Raw genomic sequence first — 20,021 nt, forward strand, 5'->3', positions numbered from 1 at the left:
GCCTCCCCTTTACATTTAATGGATACGAACCGCCAGGACGTCGCATTCTGTGCCATGCAAAACGCCGTTGGCCGTTGATCCCAGCAGCAGTTGAAAACCTTTGCGGCCGTGGCTACCGACTATTACGAGTTCAACATTATGCTCTTTGGCAAGGCGGTGAATCTCGGATTCCGGCCGGCCTACCGTTACGATCTGGTTGCCGGCGGCAACACCGTATTCCTCTCCGTACTTGCCAAGTTGTTCCCGTGCGGCTTTGTCCAGCTGGTCCTGAAGCTCCGACAGATCCATGGGAATGTCGCCACCATAGGCGTAGCCCACCGGCTCTACCACGTGAACCAGCAGCAATTCCGCGCCCTCGGCACTGCAAATCGCTTTTGCTTTGTTCAGAACCTGCGGTGCCTCTTCGGTAAGATCAATGGCGACCAGCATTTTCTTATAGGTGGACATAGGTTTTCACTCCTTCGTGCTTGAGGGTCTTTTCAGACGTTGGAATCTTTCCAGAATATACCGAGAGTATACGGGGGGAAGTGTTTTGTCACTCTGACCGGCATCAACGCCGGAGCAATAGTGGGGTCGGGCGGGGAGCCCAACCCCGGAGCGTGTCAGGCGCTGGCGCGCATGAGTTCGATGGCGCTGGTGAGGCCTTCGATGATTCCTTTGGAGTAGCGGTCGATGACGAAACCGACGTTATTCTCGTTGTAGTTGATGTAGGAGCCCCGAATGAATCGCCATTTTGAAGCGACATCCTCAAGCATTGCTTTTAAATCGCCCTGTGCTGTGTCTGAGCGCAGAGCACCCAGAAGTTGGTCGAACGCTTTGGCCTGCTCGTCCAGAGGGATTTCACTGGAGGCGCCCTGAAAGGTCTGGGCGACAGAGGAATGGGTTCTGGCTGCGTATCTGGCCATCATCTGGGCCATCACAACGGTGGCAGAGCGGGCGGATTCAATTCTGTCATCGGGCGTGGTGTCGCCGCTTTCCTGGGCGACAGTGTAAAGCTCCGTGGCCAGAGTATTCATGCCAAGCGCCTGGTTGGCGAGATCTGCCGTCAGGCGGAGATCCGGATACCCCCGCTCACGGACTTCGTTAATATTGCCGCGCATCAGGTTCTTGAACTGATCAAATTCCTGCTTAAGCTGTTCAATCTGCTCTTCAGAGAGTGCGCCGCTGGTGCTGGCGACAATCGAATTCATTGCATCGTTTGAGTTGTTGATGCCCACGACAATGCGGTTCAGTGTGTCGGTGTCGCCGGTGGCGCTGAAATTGTAGAAGGCATCGAGTGCCATGTAGTTGTTAACCCGGAAATCGTGCAGGTCAGACAAAAAGTCCGCTCCGCTTTCCTGGGCCTTGGCGCCCATAGCCGTCAGGGCGAGTAACATGAACGCGGCTACCAACGACTGGGTCCGCAAGCGGGCGTCTTTCATCGGATGAGTCTCCGTAATGCTGTTTTATTATTGTGGACTAAAGTCGCAACCCGAAGTTAAAGTAACTCAGCCGGGTAATCAAGTGGTTTCCGGCGCTTACGAAGAGAGCTTTCTGTTTTCTGCCAAGGTTCAATCAGAAACAAATTGACAAACGCGTCTTTTTTTTTCATCGTGTGCCCTCACGATTCAAACGACTGTATGAATTTTGGATCGGAAGATCGGGCAGTGACCGAAATCTCGCTGCACAAACAGCCGGCCCGGCGGTGATTGCCGACCGGTTGTCAGCAGTTCCAAACACAGACTGGAGATCAGTTGATGATTTACGAAGGTAAAGCCATCACGGTTAAAGAGATCGAAGGCGGGATCGCTCAGTTGGACTTCGACTTGCAAGGCGAGTCAGTCAACAAGTTCAACCGTCTCACCATCGAAGAACTGGGCGCCGCAGCTGAAGCACTCAAATCCCAGAAGAACCTCAAGGGCCTGGTGGTTACCAGTTCCAAAGACAGCTTCATTGTCGGTGCAGACATTACCGAGTTTACTGAACTGTTTGCAGGTTCTGAAGAAGAGCTCGTAGCCAACAACCTGAAGGCTAACGAGGTTTTCAGCGCCATTGAAGACCTGCCGTTCCCAACCGTGACCGCGATCAACGGTATCGCGCTGGGTGGCGGTTTTGAAATGTGTCTTTCTACCGACTATCGCGTTATGGCGCCCAAGGCCAAGGTTGGTCTGCCAGAAGTGAAGCTGGGCATCTTCCCGGGTTTCGGCGGCACCGTTCGCCTGTCTCGCCTGGTTGGTGTGGACAATGCCGTTGAATGGATCTCCGGTGGCACTGAAAATCGTGCCGATGCCGCTCTGAAAGTTGGCGCTGTAGATGCGGTTGTTGAGGCTGACAAGCTGGTGGAGGCTGCGGTCGCTATCATCAATCAGTGCAACGAAGGCAAGCTCGACAATCTCGCGCGCCGCGAAGAGAAAAAGGGCAAGATCAAATTGAACGCCATGGAAAGTATGATGGCGTTCGAAATTTCCAAGGCGTTCGTGGCTGGCAAGGCCGGCAAAAACTATCCGGCGCCCGTGGAAGCGATCAAGACCATGCAGAAGCATGCTGGCATGACTCGCGACAAGGCAATCGAAGTCGAAGCCAAAGGCTTTGCCAAGATGGCCAAAACCAATGTTGCCGCGTGTCTGGTTGGCCTGTTCCTGAACGACCAGGCGCTGAAGAAGAAAGCCAGCGCATGGGAAAAAGAAGCCTCTGATGTGAATCTGGCCGCTGTTTTGGGCGCCGGCATCATGGGTGGTGGTGTGGCTTACCAGTCTGCACTGAAAGGCACGCCGATCATCATGAAGGACATCAACCAGGACGGCATCGCGCTGGGTCTGAAAGAAGCCAAGAAGCTTCTGTCCAAGCGTGTTGATAAGGGCCGTATGGACGCTGGCAAGATGGCCGACGTTCTGAACAGCATCACGCCGACCCTGAACTACGGTGATTTCAAGAACGTAGACTTGGTGGTTGAAGCGGTTGTTGAGAATCCGAAGGTGAAAGATGCCGTACTGCGTGAAACCGAAGATGCGGTTCGCGAAGACGCTATCCTGACCTCGAACACCTCTACCATTTCCATCGACCTTCTGGCCAAGAACCTGAAGCGTCCGGAAAACTTCTGTGGTATGCACTTCTTCAACCCGGTGCACATGATGCCGCTGGTTGAGGTTATCCGTGGCGAAAAGACCAGTGATCGCGCGATTGCGACCACAGTTGCTTACGCCAAGGCCATGGGTAAGACTCCGATCGTTGTTAACGATTGCCCGGGCTTCCTGGTTAACCGGGTACTGTTCCCGTACTTCGGTGGCTTTGTAGGTCTGGTTCGTGACGGTGCCGACTTCCAGAAAGTCGACAAGGTTATGGAAAAGTTCGGCTGGCCGATGGGTCCTGCCTACCTGCTGGACGTTGTTGGCATGGACACTGGCAAACACGCTGGTGAAGTTATGGCCGATGGCTTCCCGGATCGCATGAAGCACGCAGAAACCACCGCTATTGACGTAATGTTTGAAAACAACCGTTACGGCCAGAAGAACAACGTTGGTTTCTACAAGTACGAGCTGGACCGCAAGGGTAAGCAGAAGAAGGTTGTAGACGAAGAAACCTACAAGCTGCTCGAGCCGGTGGTTCAAGGCAAGAACGACTTCAGTGATGAAGACATCATCGCCCGCATGATGCTGCCTCTGTGCCTGGAAACTGTACGCTGCCTCGAAGACGGCATCGTAGAGGATCCTGCTGACGCGGACATGGGCCTCATCTTCGGTATCGGCTTCCCGCCGTTCCGTGGTGGTGCGCTGCGCTACATCGATGATATGGGTGTAGACAAGTTCGTTGAACTGGCAGACAAGTTTGCAGATCTGGGTCCTTTGTATCACCCGACCGAGAAGCTGCGTGAAATGGCCAAGACTGGCGAAAAATTCTTTGGCTAACCCTGAACGAGATTTCCGAACGGAGAAAGATCAATGAGCCTTAATCCGAGAGACGTTGTCGTCGTCGATTGCGTACGGACTCCGATGGGTCGTGCCAAAAACGGTTGCTTCCGTAACGTACGTGCGGAAACCCTGTCGGCTACGCTGATCGACGCACTGTTCGAGCGCAACCCGAAGCTCGACCCTAAAGAAGTTGAAGATGTCATCTGGGGCTGTGTAAACCAGACTAAAGAGCAGGGCTTTAACGTGGCTCGGCAGATTTCTCTGCTGACCCGTATCCCCCACGAGTCTGCAGCACAAACCGTCAACCGCCTGTGTGGTTCTGCCATGAGCGCGATCCACACTGCGGCCCAGGCTATCATGACCGGTAACGGTGATGTGTTCATGGTTGGTGGCGTAGAGCACATGGGTCACGTACCCATGACTGCTGGCTTCGACCACAACCCGGCTGCATCCAAGTACTCTGCTAAAGCGTCCAACATGATGGGCCTGACCGCAGAAATGCTGGCTAAAATGCACGGTATCACCCGTGAACAGCAGGACGAATTTGGTGCACGTTCTCATCGCCTGGCTCACGAAGCCACGCTTGAGGGCCGCTTCAAGAACGAAATCGTTCCTGTGCAAGGTCACGACGAGAACGGCTACGTGAAGCTGATCGAAGAAGACGAAACCATTCGTCCGGAAACCACTGCGGAATCTCTGGGCCAGCTGAAGCCGGCTTTTGATCCGAAGAACGGTACCGTGACTGCGGGTACTTCTTCTCAGTTGACCGACGGTGCCGCCGCTATGGTACTGATGTCTGCGGAGCGTGCTGAAGCGCTTGGCCTGAAGCCGATCGCCAAGATCCGCAGCATGGCTGTAGCAGGTTGTGATCCCGCGATCATGGGTTACGGCCCGGTTCCGGCGACCAAGAAAGCGCTCAAGCGTGCAGGCCTGAAAGTTGAAGATATCGACTTCTGGGAACTGAACGAAGCGTTTGCTGGCCAGTCTCTGCCGGTACTGAAAGACCTGAAACTGCTGGGTGTGATGGAAGAGAAGGTTAACCTGAACGGCGGCGCGATTGCTCTTGGGCATCCGCTGGGCTGCTCCGGTGCCCGTATCTCTACCACTCTGCTGAACGTGATGCAGGCCAAAGGCGGTAAGCTTGGTGTCTCCACCATGTGTATCGGCCTCGGCCAGGGCATCGCCACGGTGTGGGAGCGTCTCTGATCAGAAATGCCTGATCAATGATGCTCAGTCAGGGGGCCCGGCTTATGCCGGGCCTTTCTGTTTTCGGTGACGAAAAAACCGATCAACGCCTCAAAAAAGGCTGATTGAAATCAAAGAATGGGTTGTCTTGCCAATCTTGACCCTGTAAAACAGTGAGCCTATACAGAATGGCAGCCATTGTGTTTTCCAGCTGCCTGATTTTTATGCGAGTTTACGGTTGCGTTCAGATTACGACCGATTGATCGCCAAGGATACAGATCTCCGATATGGGTAAAAGCCTCGTTATTGTCGAGTCGCCAGCGAAAGCGAAGACTATCAATAAGTACCTGGGCTCGGATTTCATTGTGAAATCCAGCGTAGGGCACATTCGTGACCTGCCGGTCAGTGGCAGTGGTAGCCAGTCAGATCCCAAAGAGCGGGCCAGGCAGGCGGCGGTTACGCGTAAAATGAGCCCGGAAGAAAAGGTAGAGCATAAAAAGCGCAAGGCCCGCGCGCAGCTTGTGGCCCGTATGGGAGTCGACCCGGACCAGGACTGGGATGCCCGCTACGAGATTCTGCCAGGCAAAGAGAAAGTGGTCAGCGAGCTCAAGCGCCTGGCAAAGTCTGCGGATCACATTTATCTGGCGACGGATTTGGATAGGGAAGGGGAGGCCATCGCCTGGCATCTTCAGGAAACCATCGGCGGCGAGCCTGAAAAGTACCGCCGCGTTGTCTTCAACGAGATCACCAAGCGCGCCATTCAGGAAGCCTTCGAGAAGCCGGGCAATCTTGATAACGATCGCGTCAGCGCCCAGCAGGCCCGGCGTTTTCTTGATCGCGTTGTCGGTTATATGGTCTCACCCCTGTTGTGGGCCAAAATTGCCCGCGGCTTGTCGGCCGGGCGGGTGCAGTCGGTTGCGGTGCGCCTGATTGTCGAGCGGGAGCGGGAAATCCGGAAATTTGTGCCGGAAGAATTCTGGCAGCTACACGCAGATCTGGCGGCCGACGGCGGCAAGGATCCGGTGCGGTTCGAAGTCACCCGTTACAACGACAAGGCTTATCGTCCGGTCAATGAATCCGAGAGTCGTCAACACGTTGAGCGCCTGGAGTCAGGCAGCTTCAAGGTAGCCAAGCGCGAGGATAAGCCGACGCGGTCCAGGCCATCGGCTCCGTTCATTACTTCAACCTTGCAGCAGGCCGCCAGCAATCGCATGGGCTTCAGCGTCAAGAAGACGATGATGCTGGCGCAGCGCCTCTACGAGGCCGGTTTTATTACCTATATGCGGACGGACTCGACCAATTTGAGTCAGGACGCCGTTAGCGCCTGCCGCGAGTATGTCCAGAAGCAGTTTGGCGATCGCTACCTGCCAGAAAAGCCGAGGCTGTACGGCAGCAAAGAAGGCGCACAGGAAGCTCACGAGGCGATTCGTCCGACAGATGTGTCTCGTCGTCCGGCCGATATATCCGGTCTTGAGAAGGATGCCGAGAAGCTGTATGACCTGATCTGGCGCCAGTTTATTGCCTGCCAGATGGCGGATGCAGAGTTTCTGAGTACCTCTATTGTGGTCGCCAATGGCGATTATGAGCTGCGCACGCGCGGCCGTATTGTTCAATTCGAAGGCTTTCTGAAAGCCGCGCCTCAGTCCGCCAAGAAAGACGAGGATGTCGCTCTGCCGGATATCAAGGTGGATCAGGCGCTTGATCTGAAACAGCTAGATCCCACCCAGCACTTCACCAAGCCGGCGCCGAGGTACACCGAAGCCAGCCTGGTCAAAGAGCTTGAGAAGCAGGGAATCGGGCGGCCATCGACTTACGCGTCCATTATCTCCACGATTCAGGATCGCGGTTATGTCCGGTTGCAGAATCGCCGCTTCTATGCTGAGAAAATGGGCGAAATTGTGACCGAGCGGCTGGCAGAATCTTTCCCGAACCTGATGGACTACGATTTCACGGCGCGCCTTGAGGGTGAGCTGGATGAAATTGCCGAGGGGGAGGTTGAGTGGAAGCAGGTACTGAACGATTTTTACGCCAGGTTCCGGAATCAGTTGGAGAGTGCCGAGAAGGCAGACGGGGGAATGCGAGCCAATACGCCCACTGAAACCGATATTCCCTGTCCGAGCTGTGGCCGGAATATGCAGATTCGAGTGGCCAGCACCGGCGTCTTTCTCGGCTGTTCAGGTTATTCTCTGCCGCCCAAAGAACGCTGCAAGACTACCATTAATCTGGTCTCGGGCGACGAGGTCGTCAGTGCAGATGACGATGTAGAGGGCGAGGGCGAGACCCGCCTGCTGCGCAAGAAGCGTCGGTGCCCCAAGTGTGGCACCGCAATGGACAGCTACCTTGTTGATGAGAAGCGCAAGCTGCACGTCTGCGGTAACAACCCGGATTGTTCTGGCTTCGAGGTCGAGGAAGGCACCTTCCGCATCAAGGGCTATGACGGCCCGACCCTGGAGTGCGACAAATGCGGGGCTGAGATGCAATTAAAGACCGGGCGCTTTGGCAAGTACTTTGGCTGTACCGGTGATGATTGCAAGAATACCCGCAAGCTTCTGAAAAGCGGCGAGCCTGCGCCACCCAAGATGGACCCGGTGCCGATGCCGGAGCTCAAATGCGACAAGGTGGACGATACTTACGTTCTGAGGGATGGCGCTTCTGGCTTGTTTCTGGCTGCCAGCAAGTTCCCGAAGAATCGGGAAACCCGGCCACCAAAGGTGATGGAGATCAAGCCGCACCGCAAGGAAATCGATCCGAAGTACGATTATCTGATGGATGCTCCGGAAAAAGACCCGGAAGGTAATCCAACGGTGATTCGCTACAGCCGCAAGTCCAAAGAGCAGTATGTAATGTCGGAAAAAGACGGCAAGGCCACAGGCTGGTCGGCCTGGTATGAAAGCGGTCGCTGGGTGCCAAAAGATAAAAAAAAGTAAGGCTCAACATTCACCCTCGGCGCTGACCGGCGGAGGGTGAGTGGCTTTCAGGCCGGCCAGAAATCTAGCGGAACTTCCTCAGTCGCTGTATCAGGGAAGAAGTGTCCCAGCGGCTTCCGCCCATTGCCTGCACATCGGCATAGAACTGGTCTACCAGGGCGGTCACCGGCAGTGTTGCGTTAACCTTCCTGGCTTCCTCCAGGCAGATGCCCAGGTCTTTGCGCATCCAATCCACGGCAAAGCCATGGTCAAACTCGCCATCTGCCATGGTGTCAGAGCGGTTTTCCATTTGCCATGATTGCGCGGCGCCCTGGGAAATCACTTCTACCACTTTTTTGACATCCAGGTCCGCCTGCTCCGCGAAGTGAAGCGCTTCCGAAAGACCCTGAATCAAGCCGGCGATGGCAATCTGATTGACCATCTTGGTTTTTTGGCCGCTACCTGCCGGGCCCATCAGATTCAGTGCCCGGGCGTAGTGCGCCATAACCGGCCGCGCTGTCTCAAAAGCCTGCCCGGGGCCACCGCACATAATGGTGAGTACACCGTTTTCCGCGCCTTGCTGTCCTCCTGAGACCGGTGCGTCGATAAAGGGCTGATTGCGGGCCCTTGCGGAGTCTGACAGTCGTTCTGCTATGCCCGCCGAAGCGGTCGTGTGATCGATCAGAATGGCGCCCTCGGGCGCATTGGGAATGATACCCGCATCACCTTCGAATACGTCAATCAGATCCTTGTCAGCCCCGACACAGGTCATCACGAATTCGGCATTTTCGACCGCATCGGAAATCGTATCGCAAGCGGTTCCGCTGTGTTCGGAAGCCCATTGGGCTGCCTTTGCGGCCGTCCTGTTCCACACTTTGACACTGTGCCCGGCGCTGGCCAGGTGTCCCGCCATGGGGTAGCCCATCACGCCAAGGCCTATAAAGGTGACTCTAGCCATTGCTTGCTCCTGTGGTTGTTGTTTGTCGTGTTTACTACCCAATGATACGAAAAAAGCCGCTGAAACAGCGGCTTTTTCTGGCTGAAGGCAGGTTGTCTGCCTACTTCTTCGGATAGTCTCTCTTCGGTGAGCCGGTGTAAAGCTGGCGCGGCCGGCCAATGCGATTGGCGCCGCTGACCATTTCGTTCCAGTGTGAGAACCAGCCAATGGTGCGGGACATGGCAAAGATAACGGTAAACATGGAGGTTGGGATACCAATGGCCTTCAGAATAATGCCTGAGTAAAAGTCGACATTCGGATACAGCTGGCGCTGAACGAAGTACTCGTCTTCCAGGGCAATTTTTTCCAGACGCTGGGCAATCTTCAGCAAGGGGTCGTTTTCAAGGCCGAGTTCGCTCAGCACTTCGTGCGCCGTTTCCGCCATGACTTTGGCGCGGGGGTCAAAGTTCTTGTAAACGCGGTGGCCGAAGCCCATCAGGCGGAACGGGTCGTCCTTGTCTTTGGCTTTGGCAATGAACTTTTCAATGTTGGATTCGTCGCCTATTTCGGCCAGCATATCCAGTACCGCTTCGTTCGCTCCGCCGTGTGCCGGCCCCCACAGGGCTGCAATGCCGGATGCGATGCAGGCATAAGGATTGGCGCCAGTGGAGCCTGCAAGGCGAACGGTTGAGGTGGAGGCATTCTGCTCATGGTCAGCGTGCAGAATGAAAATCTTGTCCATGGCGTTGGCGAGCACGGGGTTTGGCTTGTACTCATCGCAGGGCGTGCCAAACATCATGTGCAGGAAATTCTCGGCGTAAGACAGGTCGTTCCGGGGATACATGAACGGCTGACCCATGGAATATTTGTAACACCAGGCGGCAATGGTCGGCATTTTCGCGATCAGGCGATGCCCGGTGATTTCGCGCTGCTTGGGATCGTCAACGTCCATCTGGTCGTGATAAAACGCAGAAAGCGCACCGACGACGCCACACATGATGGCCATGGGGTGCGCGTCACGGCGGAAGCCGTTAAAGAAGTTGCGCATCTGGTCGTGCAGCATGGTGTGGTTCTTGATGGTGTCGTGGAACCGCTTGTTTTCATCTTCGCTTGGCAGTTCGCCGTTCAGCAGCAGATAGCAGACTTCCAGAAAATCGGAGCTCTCGGCCAGCTGGTCGATGGGGTAGCCCCGATGCAGCAAAACGCCGTTCGCGCCATCGATGTAGGTAATGGCCGATTCGCAAGCTGCGGTGGACACGAATCCCGGGTCGTAGGTAAAAACGCCTTCCTGTACCAGGCCGCGTACGTCGATAACGTCAGGGCCGACGGTGCCGGAGTAAACCGGTAGCTCAATGGACTTATCTCCCACCGAGAGCGTGGCTTTCCTGTCGGTCATGGTGCTCTCCTGTCTGAATTAGCTATAAAAGCTTCTCTGCATGTGTCGATGCGCTAGCAGGCGCGTATTATCGCAAAACTGGCGGCAAAATATAGGGTGTCAGCTTTTTTTGTCAATGCACTGGCTGCGAAAACCGAAAAATTATTCCGGTTTGTAAATGAGGGATATCCGGAATACGCTGGCAGTACTGCGCCAATTGCTTTTGTCAATAAGCCTTATAGAGGGGTGTAGGCAGCAGGCGACAAGGCCTGGGAGGTGGTTGCCGGTTTGTAATTATCAGGGTGTCTCCTTATAATCCGTAGCCCGGAATCGGGGATGCGCCTGAATATGGGCTTGAGTATAGCAAGCTACCGGGTAATCATCCGCCCTCCTGAACCAATCGGTTATCGGTGACGTACCGATCCTCCGATCCCAACATACCAACCATCCGCCACCGCTTTGCGGTCCCGCGGAACCAAGAGAGAGTGTGAGAGCGCTGTGAATAGCAAACGACCAGTAAATCTCGATCTCGGCAAGTTTCATTTCCCGCTGCCAGCCATTACATCGATCCTGCATCGCATCAGCGGCATCATCATCTTCGTAGGTGTTGCTTTCCTGATGTACGGCCTGGATCTCTCCCTGTCCGGGGAGGATGGCTTCAACCGGGTAAATGAGCTGCTGGACAGCTTCCTGGCGAAGCTGATCATCTGGGGCATCCTGTCTGCTCTGTTGTACCACCTGGTTGCAGGTATCAAGCACCTGCTTATGGACGCCGGCGTGGGTGAGGAGCTCGAGAGTGGGCGTCTCGCCGCGAAAGCCACGATTGCGGTTTCCGTTGTTCTCATCATTCTGGCAGGAGTTTGGGTATGGGCATGAACAGTGTAACGAACATTGGCCGTAACGGTATTCAGGACTGGATCATCCAGCGGGTATCGGCGTACGTATTGGCACTGTACACGCTGTTCCTGCTCGGCTTTTTCGTGACCACGGATGTGGACTACCAGGCCTGGTCTTCACTGTTCGGTCAGGGATGGTTCAAGATCTTCAGCCTGCTTGCGCTTCTGTCCATTGCCGGGCACGCGTGGGTTGGGTTGTGGACGGTATCCACTGACTACGTTAAATCCGCGATGCCGCGTTTTCTGCTTCAGACAGCCTGTGTACTCGTGTTGTTCGTGTATGTCGTGTGGGGCATTCAGATTCTTTGGGGGCTTTAATAGATGGCTAACATCAAGACCATGTCGTTCGACGCGATTGTTATCGGTGGTGGCGGTGCCGGTATGCGTGCCGCCCTGCAACTGACCGAGTCCGGTCTCGATACTGCGTGTATCACCAAGGTTTTTCCAACCCGTTCACACACTGTGTCTGCCCAGGGTGGTATCACCTGCGCAATCGCAAGCGCAGATCCCAACGACGATTGGCGCTGGCACATGTACGACACCGTAAAGGGGTCTGACTACATCGGTGACCAGGACGCCATTGAATATATGTGTTCTGTTGGCCCTCAGGCGGTGTTTGAGCTCGAGCACATGGGGCTTCCGTTTTCACGCACCGAGCAGGGTCGTATTTATCAGCGTCCGTTCGGTGGCCAGTCCAAGGGGCCGGATAATCCGACCCAGGCGGCGCGTACTTGTGCTGCAGCTGACCGTACCGGTCACGCTCTGTTGCATACCCTCTATCAGGCAAACCTGAAAGGTGGCACTTCGTTCCTGAACGAGTGGTACGCCGTTGATCTGGTCAAAAACAGCAAGGACGAGGTTGTTGGCGTCGTTGCTATCGAGATCGAAACCGGCGAGGTCTGCTACATCAAGGCCAAAGCGACCGTTCTGGCAACCGGTGGTGCCGGCCGCATTTATGCGTCGACCACCAATGCCATGATCAACACCGGTGACGGTATCGGTATGGCGCTGCGGGCCGGCTTCCCGGTTCAGGATATGGAAATGTGGCAGTTCCACCCGACGGGCATTCATGGCGCGGGCACGCTCGTGACAGAAGGTTGCCGGGGTGAGGGTGGTTACCTGATCAACTCCGAGGGCGAGCGTTTCATGGAGCGTTATGCTCCGAACGCCAAAGACCTTGCCGGTCGTGATGTGGTGGCGCGCTCCATGGTTCTGGAGATCCTGGAAGGTCGCGGTTGTGGCCCGGAGAAGGATCACGTCTTGCTGAAGCTGGATCATCTGGGTGAGGAAACCCTGAATCTGCGTTTGCCGGGTATTTGTGAGCTTTCTCGTACGTTTGCTCATGTGGATCCGGTGAAAGAGCCGATCCCGGTTGTTCCGACCTGTCATTATATGATGGGTGGCGTTCCGACTAACGTTGGCGGTCAGGCTCTGACCCAGGACGAAAATGGCGATGACAAGCCGATTCCCGGCCTCTTTGCCTGCGGTGAGGCGGCGTGCGTTTCTGTTCACGGTGCCAACCGTCTTGGCGGTAACTCCCTGCTTGATCTCGTGGTCTTTGGTCGTGCGGCTGGTTTGCACATTGAAGAGCAGCTTCGCGGTGGTTTCGAGGTAGACAGCGCCAGCGAAGAAGACATCAAGCGGGCCATGGCTCGCCTGGAGCGCCTGGACGGTGCCTCCGAAGGTGAAGAAGTTGCCCAGGTCCGAAAAGATCTCCAGAGCTGTATGCAGCTGTATTTCGGTGTGTTCCGTGACGGCGAAAGCATGGACAAAGGCATGAAGCTGCTGGAGGAGATCGGCGAGCGCGTTCGCAAGACCAAGCTGGCGGATACCAGTAAGGCCTTCAATACGGCGCGGATTGAGGCTCTCGAGCTGGATAACCTGTACGAGGTGGCCTATGCCACGGCCAAGTCGGCCATCGAGCGTAAAGAAAGCCGTGGTGCTCACGCCCGTAACGACTTTACCGAGCGTGACGACGAGAGCTGGCTGAAGCATTCTATCTACTTCCCGGTGGATAAGCGTGTTGGCAAGCGCGATGTCAACTTCGCACCGAAGACGGTTCCGACCTTTGAACCGAAAATCCGGACCTACTAAAGGGGGCTCTGAAAATGTTGGTAAGCCTTTATCGTTATAATCCGGAGGCCGATAACGCTCCTTATATGCAGGACGTCGAGATCGAGATTCCGGAAGGCAAAGACCTGATGGTGCTGGATGTTCTGAATCTGGTGAAAGAGCGGGATGCCTCCATGAGCTATCGCCGTTCCTGTCGGGAGGGGGTGTGTGGTTCCGACGGTATGAACATGAATGGCAAAAATGGCCTGGCATGTATTACCCCGGTGTCCGACGTGGTCAAGGACAACAAGCTGGTTCTTCGGCCTCTGCCGGGTCTTCCGGTTATCCGGGACCTGGTCGTGGACATGAGCCTTTTCTACAAGCAGTACGAGAAGGTCATGCCGTACCTGGTCAACGACAACCCGGCGCCGGCCATCGAGCGCTTGCAGTCGCCGGAGGATCGCGAGAAGCTGGACGGTCTGTACGAGTGCATTCTTTGCGCGTGCTGTTCAACGGCCTGCCCGTCGTTCTGGTGGAACCCGGACAAGTTTATTGGCCCGTCTGGCCTTCTGCAGGCTTATCGCTTCCTGGCGGATAGCCGCGATACGGCGCAGGCGGAGCGGCTGGCGAACCTTGATGATCCGTTCAGCGTATTCCGCTGTCGGGGTATCATGAACTGTGTGAGTGTTTGTCCGAAAGGGCTGAATCCCACAAAGGCGATTGGCCACATCCGTAATCTGTTGCTGCAGCGGGCGACCTGACCGGCAAAATTTGCAGCACCAGCTATACTGGTGTCCTGATGCCAGTAAGCACTCTTGAAGGCCTCGCTCTACGCGGGGCCTTCAACCAAAGGCTTATAGTCAAAAGTCTTACCGGCGTGCAAACTTACACAGGTTGTTTCGGTGTGCTTGTTCAGTCACCGAACAGTGTTGCTGAGTATAAAAATCACTGGGGACCGAAAGCATCCTTGCCGGGTGTAGTGGCCAAAGTCATGCCGTAATAACCCGTATTGACTGAGAATTACCCCTGGCCGACCATACCGGCTCCCCCGCACCAGCCCAAGGTGAGCTATTCAAAATGCACGAAAGCATCATGGAGCAGTTATGGCAGACTTCCCACTTGCAGGGTGGAAATCTGGCCTATGTTGAACAGCTTTTTGAAACCTACCTGACAGACCCCAATTCAGTTCCTGAAGAATGGCGGAGTTATTTCGATAAACTCCCGAGTGTCGACGGTCACCCCGGCCGCGATATTGTCCATTCGACGATCCGTGAACAGTTCGAGCACATCTCCCGAAATCAGCGTTTTTTGGCGGCCAGCGGCGTTCCAGCCTCGGCAACGTCTGATGCTGACAAAAAACAGATTCGTGTTCTGCAGTTGATCAACGCATTCCGGTTCCGCGGTCACCAGGAAGCCAAGCTTGATCCCCTGGGAGTCTGGCAGCGTCCACAGGTTGAAGATCTTGATCCTCGATTCCACGAGTTGGGCGAGTCCGATCTTGATCTGGAATTCCAGACCGGTTCTCTGAACTTTGGTTCTGAGACCATGAAACTCGGCGATATTGTTAAAGGGCTCCGGCAAACCTACTGCGAGGGTATCGGTGCTGAATATATGCACGTGGTGGATACCCGTATCAAGCGCTGGTTTCAGCAGCGCATGGAGCCGGTTCGGTCACGCCCAGAGTACGAAGCAGCAACCCGGAAGCACATTCTTGAACGGCTGTCGGCAGCAGAAGGCCTTGAGAAGTATCTCGGTTCCCGTTACCCGGGCGTTAAGCGCTTTGGTCTTGAGGGCGGCGAGAGCCTGATTCCCTGTCTGGACGAGCTTATCCAGCGTGCCGGCTCGTACGGCGCCAAGGAAATCGTTCTTGGTATGGCACACCGTGGTCGCCTGAACGTGCTGGTGAACACGCTTGGCAAAAACCCGAAAGAACTGTTTGACGAATTCGAAGGCAAGAAACTTGCGGATTCGGGTTCGGGCGACGTCAAGTATCACCAGGGTTTCTCCTCGAACGTGATGACACCGGGTGGCGAAGTACACCTGGCGATGGCCTTCAACCCGTCCCATCTCGAAATCGTGTCGCCGGTGGTTGAAGGGTCGGTTCGGGCACGTCAGGATCGCCGTGGCGATACCGAAGGCAACACCGTGGTGCCGATCGTGATGCACGGAGACGCGGCCTTTGCCGGGCAGGGCGTTGTCATGGAAACCTTCCAGATGTCGCAGACCCGCGGCTATGGCGTTGGCGGTACTATCCACATCGTCATCAACAACCAGGTTGGTTTCACCACCAGCAGGCAGGAAGACGCACGCTCTACGGAATACTGTACCGACGTCGCTAAAATGGTTCAGGCGCCGATATTGCACGTTAATGCAGACGACCCTGAAGCGGTCATGTTCGCCACCCAGATGGCCATGGATTACCGCAACGAGTTCAAGGGTGATGTGGTTATTGATCTTGTCTGCTATCGCCGCCGTGGCCACAACGAGGCGGATGAGCCAGCGGCTACCCAGCCGTTGATGTACGACAAGATTCGCAAGCTGAAAACCACGCGCGCCATCTACGCCGAGCAACTGGTTGAGGCCGGTGTCATTACCGAAGACGAAGCCAAACAGGTCGAGAGTGACTACCGGGATGCCCTCGATAAGGGCGATCACGTGGTCAAGTCGCTGGTAAAAGAGCCCAACAAAGAGTTGTATGTGGACTGGGCTCCGTACCTCGGCCATGAGTGGACAGCCAAGTGCAAGACCAGCGTTGCCCTGAAAACCATTCAGCGCCTTGGCAAAAAACTGACCGAGGTACCTGAAGGCTTCAGTATCCAGCGTCAGGTTTCCAAGATCGTTAACGACCGTGAAAAAATGACGGCCGGCGCGCTCTCCCTTAACTGGGGCTACGGCGAGATGATGGCCTATGCCACGCTGCTAAACGAAGGGCATCCGATTCGTCTGACCGGTCAGGATGTCGGGCGCGGCACCTTCTCGCACCGTCATGCCGTTCTGCATAACCAGAAAGATGGCTCTACCCATGTTTCCCTGCAGAATCTGGAAGACGATCAGCCCAAGTTCGATATCTATGATTCGCTGCTTTCTGAAGAGGCGGTCATGGCCTTCGAATACGGGTACTCAACGACGACGCCGAAGGCGCTCATCGTCTGGGAGGCCCAGTTCGGTGACTTTGCCAACGGTGCCCAGGTTGTTATTGACCAGTTCCTCACCAGTGGCGAGCACAAGTGGGGGCGCCTCTGCGGCCTGACCCTGCTGTTGCCCCACGGCTACGAGGGGCAGGGGCCGGAGCACAGCTCCGCGCGCCTGGAGCGTTTCCTGCAGTTGTGCGCGCAGCACAATATTCAGGTATGTGTGCCGACGACACCTTCCCAGGTGTTCCATATGCTCCGCCGCCAGGTCAAGCGTCCGCTGCGTAAGCCTCTGGTGGCAATCACACCGAAGAGTCTGCTTCGTCACAAAGAGGCGATCTCTGGCCTGGACGATCTTACAACCGGCACCTTCAAGACCGTACTGCCGGAAAAAGAGCCGTCTGACCCGAAGAAAGTTACTCGCCTGATCCTCTGCAGTGGCAAGGTCTACTATGATCTTCTGGAGAAGAAGAAGGCCGATGAGCGGGATGATGTTGCCATTGTGCGCATCGAGCAGTTGTACCCGTTCCCGGGCGACGACCTGGACGAGCTTCTTGCGCAGTACAGTAAGCTCAAACACGTAGTCTGGTGTCAGGAAGAGCCGATGAACCAGGGAGCCTGGTACTGCAGTCAGCATCATATGCGCAACGCGCTGCAGCGCCTGAATCCCAAATTATATCTCCAGTATGCCGGTCGTGAGGCTTCTGCTGCTCCTGCCTGTGGACATATGTCTGTCCACATTGAAGAGCAGAAGAAACTGGTTAACGACGCGTTTGAAATCTGACGAGCTACCGAACTAAGGATCCGTAATGTCAACAGAGATTAAAGCCCCCGTTTTCCCTGAGTCGGTTGCCGAAGGCACCGTCGCGACCTGGCACAAGCAGCCGGGCGAAGCCTGTTCCCGCGACGAGCTGATTGTCGATATCGAAACCGACAAGGTTGTGCTCGAGGTGGTTGCGCCGGCGGATGGTGTGATCGAGGAAATCGTCAAGAATGAAGGCGACACCGTGGAAAGCGGTGAGCTGATTGGTAAATTCAAGGAAGGTGCCGCGGGCGAATCCAAGCCGGCCGAGAGCAAGTCCGACGACAAATCTGAAGCGCCACAAGCCGAGGCGAAGGCTGAAGCAGGTTCCGACGACGCTATCCTCAGCCCGGCGGCACGGAAGCTGGCTGAAGAAAACAATGTTGATCCGAACGCCGTGAAAGGCACTGGCAAAGATGGCCGGGTGACCAAAGAGGACGTTCAGGCGCACGTTGATAGTAACAAAGGTGCTGCCAAGGCCCAGGCGCCCTCAGCCGCTCCGGCGGTGGATGTGGCACAGGGCGAGCGCCCCGAGAAGCGTGTTCCGATGACCCGTCTGCGGGCCAGCATCGCCAAGCGTCTGGTGGATGCACAGCAAACAGCGGCAATGTTGACCACGTTCAATGAAGTGAACATGGGGCCGATCATGGAGCTGCGCAAGCAGTACCAGGACAGTTTTGTGAAGCGTCACGGTATCAAGCTGGGCTTCATGTCCTTCTTTACCAAGGCCGCCACGGAGGCTTTGAAACGCTTCCCGGCAGTCAACGCATCCATTGATGGCAACGACATGGTTTACCACGGCTACCAGGATATTGGTGTGGCAGTTTCAACCGATCGCGGCCTGGTGGTTCCGGTACTTCGTGATGCTGACGCCATGGGTCTGGCCGACGTCGAGAAGAAAATTGTCGAATACGGTACCAAGGCCAAAGAAGGCAAGCTGGCCATTGAGGACATGACGGGCGGTACCTTCACCATTACCAACGGCGGCATCTTTGGCTCGTTGATTTCGACCCCGATCCTCAACCCGCCGCAGACTGCGATTCTGGGTATGCATAAAATCCAGGAGCGCCCGATGGCGGTTAACGGCAAGGTTGAGATCCAGCCGATGATGTACCTGGCGCTGTCCTACGATCACCGTATGATTGACGGCAAGGAAGCGGTGCAGTTCCTGGTGGCCATCAAGGAAATGCTGGAAGACCCGGCGCGTATCCTGCTGGATGTGTAAGCTGACACTCAACGAATTCGATAACAGGAAAGATTATGTCCGATAAGTTCGATGTTATTGTCATTGGTGCAGGCCCCGGCGGTTACGTTGCTGCCATCAAAGCCGCTCAGCTGGGTCTGAAAACCGCGTGCGTAGAGTCCTGGACAGGGCAGGACGGTAAAAGCCAGGTGCTGGGTGGCACCTGTCTGAACGTAGGTTGTATTCCGTCCAAAGCGCTGCTGGAAGTAACGCACAAGTTTGAGGAAGCCAGCCACGACTACGAGTCCATGGGTATCATGGCGAAAGACGTTGGTATTGACGTTGCCAAGATGATGGAGCGCAAGTCCGGCATCGTGAAGCAGCTGACTGGCGGTATCGCCGGGCTGTTCAAAGCGAATGGTGTAACCTCTATCCATGGCCACGGCAAGCTGTTGGCTGGTCGTAAGGTTGAAGTGGCCGATAAAGACGGCAACACCAAGACCTACGAAGCGGATAATGTGATCATAGCGACCGGCTCGCGCCCGATCGAGATTCCGCCGGCACCCTTCGACGGCGAGCATATTGTCGATTCCGAAGGTGCTCTGGAGTTCACGGAAGTACCGAAGCGCCTGGGTGTGATCGGTGCGGGTGTCATTGGCCTTGAGTTGGGCAGCGTGTGGGCTCGCCTGGGTTCGGAAGTGACCGTGATTGAAGCCCAGGACAGCTTCCTGCCGACAGTGGATCAGCAGTTGGCCAAGGACGCGCTGAAACAGTTCCGGAAGCAGGGACTGAACATTGTGATGGGTGCGCGCATGACCGGTGCCGAGGTCAAGCGCAAGCTGGTGAACGTCAGCTATGAAGACTCCAAAGGCAAGCAGGAAGCCAAGTTCGACAAGCTGATTGTCGCGGTTGGCCGTCGTCCCTACACCGATGGCGCGCTGGCTGAAGACTCCGGCGTTACCATGGACGAGCGCGGCTTCATCTTTGTCGATGACAAGTGTAAAACCGAAGCGCCGGGTGTCTGGGCTATCGGTGATGTGGTACGTGGCCCGATGCTGGCGCACAAGGCCTCGGAAGAGGGTGTGATGGTTGCCGAGCGTATTGCCGGTCACAAGCCACAGGTGAACTACGACTGCATCCCGAACGTGATCTACACCTTCCCGGAAGTGGCCTGGGTCGGCAAGACCGAAGAGCAGCTGAAGGCCGAGGGTGAAGAGTACAACGTAGGGACCTTCCCGTTTGCAGCAAACGGCCGCGCCATGGCCGCCAACGCAGCTTCTGGCCTGGTGAAAATCATTGCAGACGCAAAGACCGACCGTATCCTCGGTTTCCATGTAGTTGGCCCGCAGGCGTCTGAAATCGTAGCCCAGGGTGTAATTGCCATGGAATTCGGTTCCAGCGCAGAAGATCTGGCGTTGACCTGCTTTGCACATCCGACTCTGTCGGAGTCGGTGCATGAGGCAGCCCTGGCCGTTGCCGGCGGTGCGATTCACGTCGCCAACCGTCGCAAAAAGAAGTAACGCAGTTCGGAATACGGGGCGCCACGCGAGGCGCCCCGCTGCCATCATAACGGCAGCTTTCCACCTGCGTAACCGGCAGGCCGAGGCGATCCCTGGCCTGCCAGAACGAATTCGTTCCAGTCGCGCCATTTGTGGCGTGCTGACGGG

At 55.9% G+C, this 20,021-nt stretch carries 14 protein-coding genes; 10 read left to right on the plus strand and 4 right to left on the minus strand.

The genetic code is table 11. From position 1 onward, the window contains the following. Positions 1 to 15 precede the first annotated feature (15 nt). Both ACP2AU_RS08485 and ACP2AU_RS08490 read right to left on the minus strand, forming a co-directional pair. Complete coding sequence (locus ACP2AU_RS08485; RefSeq protein WP_426375685.1) at positions 16 to 447, minus strand: universal stress protein; 432 nt, start codon at positions 445 to 447, stop codon at positions 16 to 18. 155 nt (positions 448 to 602) lie between these two features. Continuing rightward, on the minus strand, positions 603 to 1,421 hold the full coding sequence (locus ACP2AU_RS08490) for a hypothetical protein (RefSeq protein WP_426375686.1): 819 nt from the start codon (positions 1,419 to 1,421) through the stop codon (positions 603 to 605). Between the two features lie 315 nt (positions 1,422 to 1,736). Here ACP2AU_RS08490 and fadB point away from each other — a divergent pair, with 315 nt between their 5' ends. The 3 genes from fadB to topA all read left to right on the plus strand — a co-directional run bounded on the left by fadB (position 1,737) and on the right by topA (position 7,999). Further along, positions 1,737 to 3,884: a fatty acid oxidation complex subunit alpha FadB gene (fadB, locus tag ACP2AU_RS08495; protein ID WP_426375687.1), complete on the plus strand. Its 2,148-nt coding sequence runs from the start codon at positions 1,737 to 1,739 to the stop codon at positions 3,882 to 3,884. 33 nt (positions 3,885 to 3,917) lie between these two features. Next, on the plus strand, positions 3,918 to 5,093 hold the full coding sequence (gene fadA, locus ACP2AU_RS08500) for an acetyl-CoA C-acyltransferase FadA (protein WP_426375688.1): 1,176 nt from the start codon (positions 3,918 to 3,920) through the stop codon (positions 5,091 to 5,093). A 266-nt stretch (positions 5,094 to 5,359) separates the two neighbouring features. Further along, entirely contained in the window at positions 5,360 to 7,999 is a 2,640-nt protein-coding gene (topA, locus tag ACP2AU_RS08505) for a type I DNA topoisomerase (protein ID WP_426375689.1), read from the plus strand. A 64-nt stretch (positions 8,000 to 8,063) separates the two neighbouring features. Here topA and ACP2AU_RS08510 read toward each other — a convergent pair whose 3' ends face one another. Both ACP2AU_RS08510 and gltA read right to left on the minus strand, forming a co-directional pair. Continuing rightward, complete coding sequence (locus ACP2AU_RS08510; RefSeq protein WP_426375690.1) at positions 8,064 to 8,936, minus strand: NAD(P)-dependent oxidoreductase; 873 nt, start codon at positions 8,934 to 8,936, stop codon at positions 8,064 to 8,066. Between the two features lie 100 nt (positions 8,937 to 9,036). After that, positions 9,037 to 10,311: a citrate synthase gene (gene gltA / locus ACP2AU_RS08515; RefSeq protein ID WP_426375691.1), complete on the minus strand. Its 1,275-nt coding sequence runs from the start codon at positions 10,309 to 10,311 to the stop codon at positions 9,037 to 9,039. Positions 10,312 to 10,788: 477 nt separating this feature from the next. On the opposite strand from gltA, the gene sdhC reads away from it, so the two are divergent. The 7 genes from sdhC to lpdA all read left to right on the plus strand — a co-directional run bounded on the left by sdhC (position 10,789) and on the right by lpdA (position 19,874). Next, the gene (gene sdhC, locus ACP2AU_RS08520) at positions 10,789 to 11,166 is read left to right on the plus strand and encodes a succinate dehydrogenase, cytochrome b556 subunit (RefSeq protein WP_426375692.1); all 378 of its coding nucleotides are present in this window, start codon (positions 10,789 to 10,791) and stop codon (positions 11,164 to 11,166) included. Next, positions 11,163 to 11,504, plus strand: a complete 342-nt coding sequence (gene sdhD / locus ACP2AU_RS08525) for a succinate dehydrogenase, hydrophobic membrane anchor protein (RefSeq protein ID WP_426375761.1) — start codon at positions 11,163 to 11,165, stop codon at positions 11,502 to 11,504. Before sdhC ends, sdhD begins: the two co-directional genes overlap by 4 nt. 3 nt (positions 11,505 to 11,507) lie before the next feature. After that, positions 11,508 to 13,280, plus strand: coding sequence for a succinate dehydrogenase flavoprotein subunit (gene sdhA / locus ACP2AU_RS08530; RefSeq protein ID WP_426375693.1), 1,773 nt, complete (start codon positions 11,508 to 11,510; stop codon positions 13,278 to 13,280). 14 nt (positions 13,281 to 13,294) lie between these two features. Further along, the gene (locus tag ACP2AU_RS08535; RefSeq protein ID WP_426375694.1) at positions 13,295 to 13,999 is read left to right on the plus strand and encodes a succinate dehydrogenase iron-sulfur subunit; all 705 of its coding nucleotides are present in this window, start codon (positions 13,295 to 13,297) and stop codon (positions 13,997 to 13,999) included. A 316-nt stretch (positions 14,000 to 14,315) separates the two neighbouring features. Then, the gene (locus ACP2AU_RS08540; protein WP_426375695.1) at positions 14,316 to 17,153 is read left to right on the plus strand and encodes a 2-oxoglutarate dehydrogenase E1 component; all 2,838 of its coding nucleotides are present in this window, start codon (positions 14,316 to 14,318) and stop codon (positions 17,151 to 17,153) included. A gap of 25 nt (positions 17,154 to 17,178) precedes the next feature. Continuing rightward, positions 17,179 to 18,396, plus strand: coding sequence for a 2-oxoglutarate dehydrogenase complex dihydrolipoyllysine-residue succinyltransferase (gene odhB, locus ACP2AU_RS08545; RefSeq protein ID WP_426375696.1), 1,218 nt, complete (start codon positions 17,179 to 17,181; stop codon positions 18,394 to 18,396). A gap of 35 nt (positions 18,397 to 18,431) precedes the next feature. Next, the gene (lpdA, locus tag ACP2AU_RS08550; protein ID WP_426375697.1) at positions 18,432 to 19,874 is read left to right on the plus strand and encodes a dihydrolipoyl dehydrogenase; all 1,443 of its coding nucleotides are present in this window, start codon (positions 18,432 to 18,434) and stop codon (positions 19,872 to 19,874) included. The last annotated feature ends 147 nt before the right edge of the window (positions 19,875 to 20,021 follow it).

Source organism: Marinobacter sp. VGCF2001 (genome assembly GCF_049943275.1).
GTDB lineage: Bacteria > Pseudomonadota > Gammaproteobacteria > Pseudomonadales > Oleiphilaceae > Marinobacter.